5 protein-coding genes are annotated in these 9,136 nt (G+C 35.4%); 4 read left to right on the top strand and 1 reads right to left on the bottom strand.

Annotated elements, in window-relative coordinates:
- Positions 1-372: 372 nt before the first annotated feature.
- From ACP6PK_RS08115 to ACP6PK_RS08130, 4 genes are all read left to right on the top strand, one after another.
- The gene (locus tag ACP6PK_RS08115) at positions 373-945 is read left to right on the top strand and encodes a hypothetical protein (protein WP_426559175.1); all 573 of its coding nucleotides are present in this window, start codon (positions 373-375) and stop codon (positions 943-945) included.
- A gap of 16 nt (positions 946-961) precedes the next feature.
- Positions 962-1,621, top strand: coding sequence for a phosphoribosylanthranilate isomerase (locus ACP6PK_RS08120; RefSeq protein WP_426559176.1), 660 nt, complete (start codon positions 962-964; stop codon positions 1,619-1,621).
- 175 nt (positions 1,622-1,796) lie between these two features.
- On the top strand, positions 1,797-2,690 hold the full coding sequence (locus tag ACP6PK_RS08125) for an alpha/beta fold hydrolase (protein WP_426559177.1): 894 nt from the start codon (positions 1,797-1,799) through the stop codon (positions 2,688-2,690).
- A gap of 719 nt (positions 2,691-3,409) precedes the next feature.
- A complete protein-coding gene (locus ACP6PK_RS08130) occupies positions 3,410-4,012 on the top strand; it encodes a hypothetical protein (RefSeq protein WP_426559178.1) in 603 nt (200 codons plus the stop codon).
- A gap of 428 nt (positions 4,013-4,440) precedes the next feature.
- Here ACP6PK_RS08130 and ACP6PK_RS08135 read toward each other — a convergent pair whose 3' ends face one another.
- Complete coding sequence (locus ACP6PK_RS08135) at positions 4,441-8,697, bottom strand: GAF domain-containing protein (RefSeq protein WP_426559179.1); 4,257 nt, start codon at positions 8,695-8,697, stop codon at positions 4,441-4,443.
- Between the last annotated feature and the right edge of the window lie 439 nt (positions 8,698-9,136).

Raw genomic sequence — 9,136 nt, forward strand, 5'->3', positions numbered from 1 at the left:
TTTTCTGAAGCACCCTGCCAGAGGTGATGAGTAGTAAAATTTTTCCTTCTATTGCGTCGGGAGCAAGAGTTAATTCATTTTCTGAAGCACCCTGCCAGAGGTGATGAGTAGTAAAATTTTTCCTTCTATTGCTCTATACGCAATAGTCAATACATTTTCTGAAGCACTCCGCCAGAGGTGATGGGTAGTGCAATTTTTCCTTCTATTGCTCTATACGCAATAGTCAATACATTTTCTGAAGCACTCCGCCAGAGGTGATGAGTAGTAAAATTTTTCTAGCGATAATAAGGAACTATCGGAAAAAAGCGCTCTGCACAGTTTTAGCTGTGTCAGTCCACTACTAGACCTACTGGGCTATAACTAATAATTGAAATGACTATAGTAATTTGCCCCGGAATACATGACCCAAAGTTAACTGAGGAATTCTTAGAGGGATTATTTATTAATTGGCAGGGTCTCTCTGATTCCAGCGACCTCTTAGTTTACCCAACTCAAGACTATGCTCCCTACTCTGCGATTGACATATCAAAATTTTTATGGTATTCAAAATCTATAACTATAGATATGCCATTACTATTTATTGCCTTTAGTGCAGGAGTGGTAGGAGCTGTAGGAGCAGCTTGGACTTGGCAACTCCAAGGCGGACAAGTAAAAGCTCTTATCGCTATTGATGGATGGGGAATGCCTGTAGGTGGGAATTTTCCTATATATAAAGTTAGTCACGACTATTTTACTCATTGGAGTTGGGGAATTTTCGCGAGTGGGGATGAGAGCTTCTATGCTTATCCATCCGTAGAACATTTAGAAATATGGCGATCGCCTGAGATTACTACAGGTTGGTGGCTACATCAAAACAGTGTTGAAGTAGAAACAGCAACACCTGTAACAGCCAAAGAATTTATCATCAAAATATTAGAAAAATATGGAGAATTAAGTAGCTTTTAAGAGGAACTCTTGCCAGATGAATCCAACAACAAAACCACGAGTAAAAATTTGCTGTATTAGCAGTATTGAAGAAGCAAAAATGGCAATTTTTTATGGAGCCTCGGCTTTAGGTTTAGTTTCTGCTATGCCTTCTGGACCTGGAGTTATTTCTGAAGAATTAATAACAGAAATTGCTGTCCTAGTTCCGCCTGGTGTATCTACTTTTTTATTAACCAGTAAACAGGATATTAAATCAATTATTGAACAACAGCGTCGTTGTGGAGTAAATACAATTCAAATATGTGACGATCTTATATTAGGAAAATATCAAGACTTGCGAGATGCTATGGCTGGAATTGATATTGTAAAGGTTATTCATGTAATAGGAGAAGAATCTATAAAGGAAGCTATTGCAGTTGCTCCATTAGTAGATGGAATATTATTAGATTCTGGGAATAAATATTTACCAATTAAACAGTTAGGAGGTACAGGTAAAGTTCATAATTGGGATATTAGTAAGAAGATTCGGGAGTTAGTAGATGTACCTGTATATTTAGCAGGGGGTTTAAATTCAGAAAATGTCGCAGCAGCAATTCAACAAGTTTCTCCTTTTGGTTTAGATGTTTGTACTGGTGTTAGAACAAATTATAAGTTAGATGAGACGAAATTATCTAAATTTTTGAGTCAGGTTTATTAGACTTCTTGCAGAAGTCAGGGAATAGGGAATAGGGAATAGGAAGATTAAATTGTTTATTTCATATCTTTAATTAAGATAATGCAAGGTTTTGCAAGACGTCTATTAATTAGACAGAGTTTGATATAATCTATAACTTAAGTTAAATTTTTTAATTAGGCAGGAGGAGCTAATTAAGGTGAAGACAACAGAAAAAACATCTTATATAAATGTTAATGGTGTTGAACATTATTATGAGTGGATAAAAACATCAAACTCTACAGAAAAATCCAAACCAGTAATGGTATTTTTGCATGGATGGGGAGGTTCTGGCAGATATTGGGAAAGTACAGCTCAAGAACTTTCTGATAGGTTTGATTGTTTAATTTACGACTTAAGAGGATTTGGTCGTACATCTTTACCTACACCTGACCCCACAGCAGAAAAAAGTATTTCCAAAAGTTCAAAATATCTTACTGATAATTATAATTTAGCTGGTTATGCAGAAGATTTAAAAGTTTTATTAGAGACTTTAAATTTAGACAAAGTTTACCTAACAGCTCATTCAACTGGATCGTCTATTTCAGCTATATTTTTAAATATGTATCCAGAGAAAGTACAAAAGGCAATTTTAACTTGTAGTGGTATTTTTGAATATGATGAAAAAAGTTTTTCTGCATTCCATAAAGTAAGTCGTTATGTAGTTATGTTTCGCCCTAAATGGTTAACAAAAATTCCCTTTATGGGTCGTATGGTGATGAAAAGATTTTTATATAGATCTATTCCTGATAATTTATGTAATGAATTTTTGGAAGATTTTTTGATGGCTGACTTTGATGCTGCTTATGGCACAGTTTTAACTTCTGTGAGTAAAGAAGCATCAGAATGGTTGCCAGAACAATTTAAAAATTTAACAGTACCAATTCTATTAATTTCTGGTGAATATGATAAAATTATTCCGGCAGATATGGGTGAGCAAGCAGCAAGACTTAATGAGAAAATAGAGTTTACTGTTATGGAAAATACGGCTCATTTTCCTATGCTAGAAGATCGGGAAAATTATTTAAAAAGGGTGCTAAATTTTTTGGTGTAAATGAGGTTTAAATCAAATGAGTAAATTCTCTTCTTTATAAGAAGACTAAGCATTCAGCTATTAGCGTTTCCGTTCCGGGATGCTCCGCAAACGGCATTCAGCTTTGGAAAGAATTAAGCCATTACTAAAGTTAGCTGATGACCAGTTTCATTCATATTTCATTCTTTAGAGACTAATTCCTCCTTCAGTGTAATCATGAGTTAATAACTCATAGCTGATAGCTATTTTCGGCTGTCGCCTACATAGAAACGCTGCGCGACATGTTTGCGTAGCATTCCGTAGGAGAGCTACCGTAGCAAGAGGCTAGCTGACCGCTGAATGCTTACGAAGAAGAGGTAATAATTAATAATTAATAATTAATTATTAATTATTGATTATTGATTATTGAATATACTTATCAAAAATGATATATTTTTTCGAGCAGATAAATAATATTTCAATTGAATAATTAAATCCTGATTCGTGATGTTGTTTTACAAACAACTAGAACCAAGTTAAATTAATTACATCCGGATGATTAACTACCCCATATTTTCAATTTTATTTATCCCAAATATCTAAAAATAATCTCATACTATCCGGAAACCTACAGTCTAGAATGGGAAAATAGAATGTAAACTAGCTAACAATGGAAATGCTCAAAAAAGTAAAAATTATCAATTTAAAATTTACAATAGCAGCCATTAGGGGCAAAATTAACTAAAGTTTATATAAAATCTATGCACAATATGCAGCCATATTTTCCTATTTACAACGTTTTAGAGAAAAAATTGCCATATTATCAAAATTTTGCTGCTTGGTTAGAAGCTAAAATTTTTACTCCTTCTCTAACTATAACCATTGATGAAACTTTGCCATTTTTACTAGAGGTATTAAAGTCAACTTTTAAAAGTCAAGGCGATCCTCAAATTGTTTATCCTCTAATTGTTGAAAATATTGATTTATTAGAACCCCATTTTATATATATTTTACGCAAGTGGGCGAGGCAAATTTTTCCCAATATCTGTCAAAATAGAGCAGCTATTATTGCCAATACATTAGTAAATTTTGGTCAAATTATTTGGGCACTACCTGATGGAGATTCAGATGTGAATTTAGAAATTGCTTTAGCTTGCTGTGAGTTAGCTTTGGAAGTATATAATTTGGATAAATTTCCTGAACAATGGACGATAGTTAATAAGAATCTAGCTCTAATTTATCAGAATCGCTGTTATGGAGTTTCTACCCATAATCTGATTAAATCTTTGGAACATTATCAAAAAGCAAATATTGTATTTCCACAACAAAGTTTTCCTAAAAAATGGACTGAATTTAATGGATAATGGATAATTGATAATTGATAATTACCTCTGGTTAAAACAATCAGATTGAATATAATATCAAATCTGCTTAATTCGGTATCAAAAAATTTTCATCTTCACCCAAAGTGCCAATCTTTTTAAATTCTCTTCCCTTCTGATTCCTAATTTGATATAAGGAAATATCCTAGCACTTTTTTTCTCCTTAAGAGGAGAGGCTTTATACTTTTATTTTTTGGACATAAAAAAAATCTCCAATCTTCATAACTACTAAATCTTTGCAATGCTCTCTTCTCCTGACTCCTGACTCCTGACTCCTAACTCCTAACTCCTGACTCCTGACTCCTAACTCCTGACTCCTAACTCCTGACTTCTGACTCCTGACTTCTGACTCCTAACTCCTAACTCCTGACTCCTGACTCCTGACTCCTAAAAAGTTAACCAATTTATAACTATTTAACCGAATTTGAATCATTCAAACTTTTGTCATTATTTGGCTGAATTGGAATTTCCATAATAAATTCAGTTCCTTGATTTACTTCTGAATTAAATAGGAGCTTACCACCATGTTTTTGCACAATAATTTCATAACTAATTGCGAGTCCTAAACCTGTTCCTTTACCTATATCTTTAGTAGTAAAAAACAGGTTAAATATTTTCTCTTTCGCCTTTGCTGGAATTCCCAAACCATTATCAGAAATTTTAACCAAAACACTATGTGGATTATCTTTTTTAACTGCCGTAGTAATTCTAATAGTAGGGTTAAAATCTTTCTCTATTGTTAGTTTTTCTTCCAATACATCTATGGCATTACTAAGCAGATTCATAAACACCTGATTAATTTGAGCAGCATGACATTTCACCAAAGGTAAATTCCCATAATTTTTCACAATTTCAATCTGAGAAACTGCGTGCTTAGGTTTCAAACGATGTTGCAAAATCAACAGGGTACTATCAATTCCTTGATGTAAATCTACTGGTTTCATTTCGGCTTCATCAAGACGAGAAAATGTTCTTAATGAAAATACTAATTGACGAATACGTTCAGCTCCTACCTTCATAGAATTCATCGTCTTAGGCAAATCTTGCATCACAAATTCTATGTCAATATCTTCTATAAAATCTTGAATTTCTGGAACAGGATCGACATAATGTTCAGAATATAATTTCATTAAATCAAGTAAATTTTGAGCATATTCTTCCACATAATTCAAATTGCCATAAATAAAGTTAACAGGATTATTAATTTCATGGGCAATTCCTGCTACTAACTGCCCCAAACCAGCCATTTTTTCTCCTTGAATCATGTGCATTTGAGTTTGTTTTAACTCCTGCAAAGCCTTTGTCAAATCTTCAGCTTGGGTACGAGTTTTTTCTAGTAATTCAGCTTGTTGTAAAGCAATACCTAATTGCACCCCTACCTGTGCCAATAAATTAATTTCTTCATCTTGCCAATAACGAGGACTAGAATTTTGATAAGCAACCAACAACCCCCAAAGTTTTTCCCCCTGCAAAATTGGTACAAAAGTTTCATTTCTGGGAAGTTTACTAGCATTAGTTTGTTTACTAATTACAGGATTAATTTGTAATGAACTTTGAACTACAGGAGTCCATTCATCAATGATCGAATCCGCCACAAATTCCCCACTCCAGTCTGGGTAAAAACGATAAATTGCCACTCGTTCAACTTCTAGTAACTGTCGCACTTCTTGAGTAGTAGTCTGAAAAATCTTATTAATATCCAAAGATTGACGAATTTTATCAATGGTATTTGACAGCGCCTTTTGCCGTTCCGTTGCTTTTTCCAATTCTGCTGTTTGAGCTTGAACTTGTTTGAAATACTCAGCTTGTTGTAGTGCAACTCCTAACTGACCGCCAATTTGAGCCAACAATTCTACCTCTGTTGCTTCCCACTCACGGGGAGCCGAATTTTGATAAGCTCCCAGCAAACCCCAAAGTTTTTCTCCCTGATAAATAGCCACGATCGCATACGCCCTAGCTTGATAAGACTCTAATACCTCCAGGTAACAGTCACTAAAATCTTGCTCATAGATATCGTTGCAGGTGCAATAAACTTTTTTGGCAAAATTTTCACCCTTGTTTTCCTGCAAATAAGTATCATTCACATAATTTGGCAAATCTCTAACGGAACATTTAGTAACATTTGCAGGAATTTTAGGATTTTCTTTTTGCTTCTGTATTAACTTCACCCAACCATTAGCTACTGACTCAGCAATAAATTCCCCACTCCAATCAGGATGGAAGCGGAATATGGCAACTCTGTCTGCATTGAGTAATTGTTGTACTTCTTGGGTGGTTGTTTGAAAAATTGTCTCAATATCCAGAGACTGACGAATTTTATCAACAATTGCAGCCAGAGTTTTTTGGCGTTTTGCGGATTTTTCCATTGCTGCTGCTCTGGTGGCAAGTTGTATAGATTGTTCCTGAACCTTGTGAACATACCCAGCTTGTTGGAGAGCAACCCCTAACTGAGTACCTATTTGAGATAGCAACTCCACTTCATCCTGTTGCCAATCACGGGGAGCAGAATTTTGATAAACTGCCAACAAACCCCAAAGTTTTTCTCCCAGATAAATCGCAATAATCCCATAAGCTCTAGCTTGATAAGACTCTAATATCTTAATGTAACAGTCAGTAAAACCTGCATTATAAATATCGTTGCAGACACGATCAAGTAATCCTTTAGCAAAATTCCCGCCCTGAGTTTTCTGCAAATAGGTATCAGTATTGGGAGTTGCCAAATCTTGCAGGGAACATTCGCTAACATTTTTGTTGATTTCGGAATTTTCCTTTTGCTTTTGTATTAAGGAATTCCAACCTTCAGCTACTGACTCAGCAACAAATTCCCCACTCCAATCAGAATTAAAGCGGTAGATAACAACTCTGTCTACATCCAGTAATTTTTGTACTTGTTGGGTGGTTGTGTGGAAAATTGTCTCAAGATCCAGAGACTGACGAATTTTATCAACAATTGTCGCCAGAGTTTTTTGGCGTTCTGCTGATTTTTCCATTGCTGCTGCTCTGATAGCTAGTTGTGTTGACTGTTCCTGAACCTTGTGAACATACTCAGCTTGTTGGAGAGCAACCCCTAACTGAGTACCTATTTGAGATAGCAACTCTACTTCATCCCTTTGCCAATAACGGGGAGCCGAATTTTGATAAGCTGCCAGCAAACCCCAAAGTTTTTCTCCTTGCAAAATTGGTGCAATTACATAAGCTTTAGCTCCAAACTGTTCTAAAAGTTGAACATGACACTCATCATAACCGACTTGATAGATATGATTAACAGCAAAACTTTCATTGTTTGCATACCGCCCCCCCTGATTTTCTTCTAAAAAAGTATCCTTAATAATGGGTTGAACTCCCACCAGAGGAGTCCATCCTTCGGCAAAAGACTCGGCAACAAATTCCCCACTCCAATCAGGTAAAAACTGATATATTGCTACTCGCTCCGCTTGTAGCAGTTGTCTTACTTCTTGGGTAGCAGTAGCAAAAATTGTCTCAATTTCCAAAGAAAGACGAATTTTGTCGAACAACTCACCTACTATTCTCTGACGTTCGGTTGACTTTTCCTTTTCTCTACTAATAGCTAGTTCTGCTGCTTGTTGTTCGACTTGTTTGAAAGCATCTTCTTGCTGTAGGGCTACACCAAAATGATCGGCTATTTGTTGAGCAAAATCTATTTCGTAGTCTTGCCAATGACGGGGGTTACTACATTGATGAATGCACAACAAACCCCAAAGTTCCGGTAATTCTCCTGCACCTACACCTTTAAGTAGAGGTACAATTAGATTTGCCCGTACTTGAAATTGCTCTAAAATTGCTGCATGACAATCACTTAATCCTGCTGCATAGATATCTGCTACTGCTTGGACTCTACCTTCTTGATAGTGAGCAGCAAATTGTTCTCCAAAACAGTAATCATATACTTTAGCTGCCAAAGCTGACTCCCATTCATTTCCTACATCTTCGGAAACAAATTCTCCTTCCCAGTCTTTTTCTGGATAGAAACGAAATACAGCAACCCGATCTGCTTTGAGTAGTTGACGTACTTCTGTAGCAGTAACCTTGAAAATTTCTTCTAAGTCTAGAGTTAGACGAATTCTTTTGATTACTCTTGCTAAAGCTTTTTGTTGTTCTACTTGATAATTTGCTGCTTCTAAAAGTTGTGTATTTCTAATAATTACTGCCAAGTTTTGGGCTGTTTTCTGAGCAAATTCAATCTCTAAGTCTTGCCATTGTCGAGGACTACTACATTGATGAACAAATAGTAATCCCCAGATTTCGGGTACAGTTGCTTCTGTGGCATCATTTTGTTTGAATACAGGAAGGACTAAATCAGCTTTTACCTGAAATTCTCGTAATATTTGGGCATGAGATTCACTTAGTTGAGTCGCATCAATATTTGTTATTGCCTGAATACCCTCTTTTTGATAGTCAGGAAAGCAGTTATTTTCAACTTTAAGATTTAATAAAGAATTCCAACCATCTGCAACATCTTCACAAACAAATTCTCCTGCCACATCTAACTGAGGATAGAAACACAATAAGGCCACGCGGTCTGCCTTGAGAAACTTTCGTAGTTCTGTAAGTTGACTTTTGAAAATAGTTTCTTGGTCTAGGGATACTGGAATCTGAGCTATCGCCTCTCCTAATGCTGTTTTATCTTCTGTGTTTTGTTGAGACATATTATGATTTATTTACTCTTGTTAAAAATTTTATCAATCTTTTGGCCAAGACATAGGGCCGGAGGCAGGAGTTATTTCAGTTAGCAGTTATCAGTTATCAGTTATCAGTTAGCAGTTATCAGTACCTTCTACTAAAGTAGGAGAATTGAAATACTGGAGTTTACTTTTTTCATCCCCTTAAAAGGGGAGGAGACTTGAGACCCTATTTTTTGGTCAAAAATCTTGGGAGAAAATTACAGACCTTTTTATTTTACTCCTACATTTTTAGATACCCCCAAAAAAGACTTAGGGACGTTCCACGGAACGTCCCTAAAATAGTAAATAGTAAATGGAAAAGAATTATAGCTTTTTTTAAGCATTGGAGGTAGAGTTGTTTTTCTTATTTTTTACCGAAATAATTAATAATTAAGCAATTAAATAATTAGATAATTCACGCCTT

It is taken from the genome of Dapis hubbardiae BLCC-M172, from assembly GCF_050016015.1.
Classification (GTDB): Bacteria; Cyanobacteriota; Cyanobacteriia; order Cyanobacteriales; family Microcoleaceae; genus Trichodesmium.

Coding starts and splice junctions, on each gene's coding strand:
- ACP6PK_RS08115 (WP_426559175.1), top strand. CDS start 373: ATGACTATAGTAATTTGCCCCGGAATACATGACCCAAAGTTAACTGAG.
- ACP6PK_RS08120 (WP_426559176.1), top strand. CDS start 962: ATGAATCCAACAACAAAACCACGAGTAAAAATTTGCTGTATTAGCAGT.
- ACP6PK_RS08130 (WP_426559178.1), top strand. CDS start 3,410: ATGCACAATATGCAGCCATATTTTCCTATTTACAACGTTTTAGAGAAA.
- ACP6PK_RS08135 (WP_426559179.1), bottom strand. CDS start 8,697: ATGTCTCAACAAAACACAGAAGATAAAACAGCATTAGGAGAGGCGATA.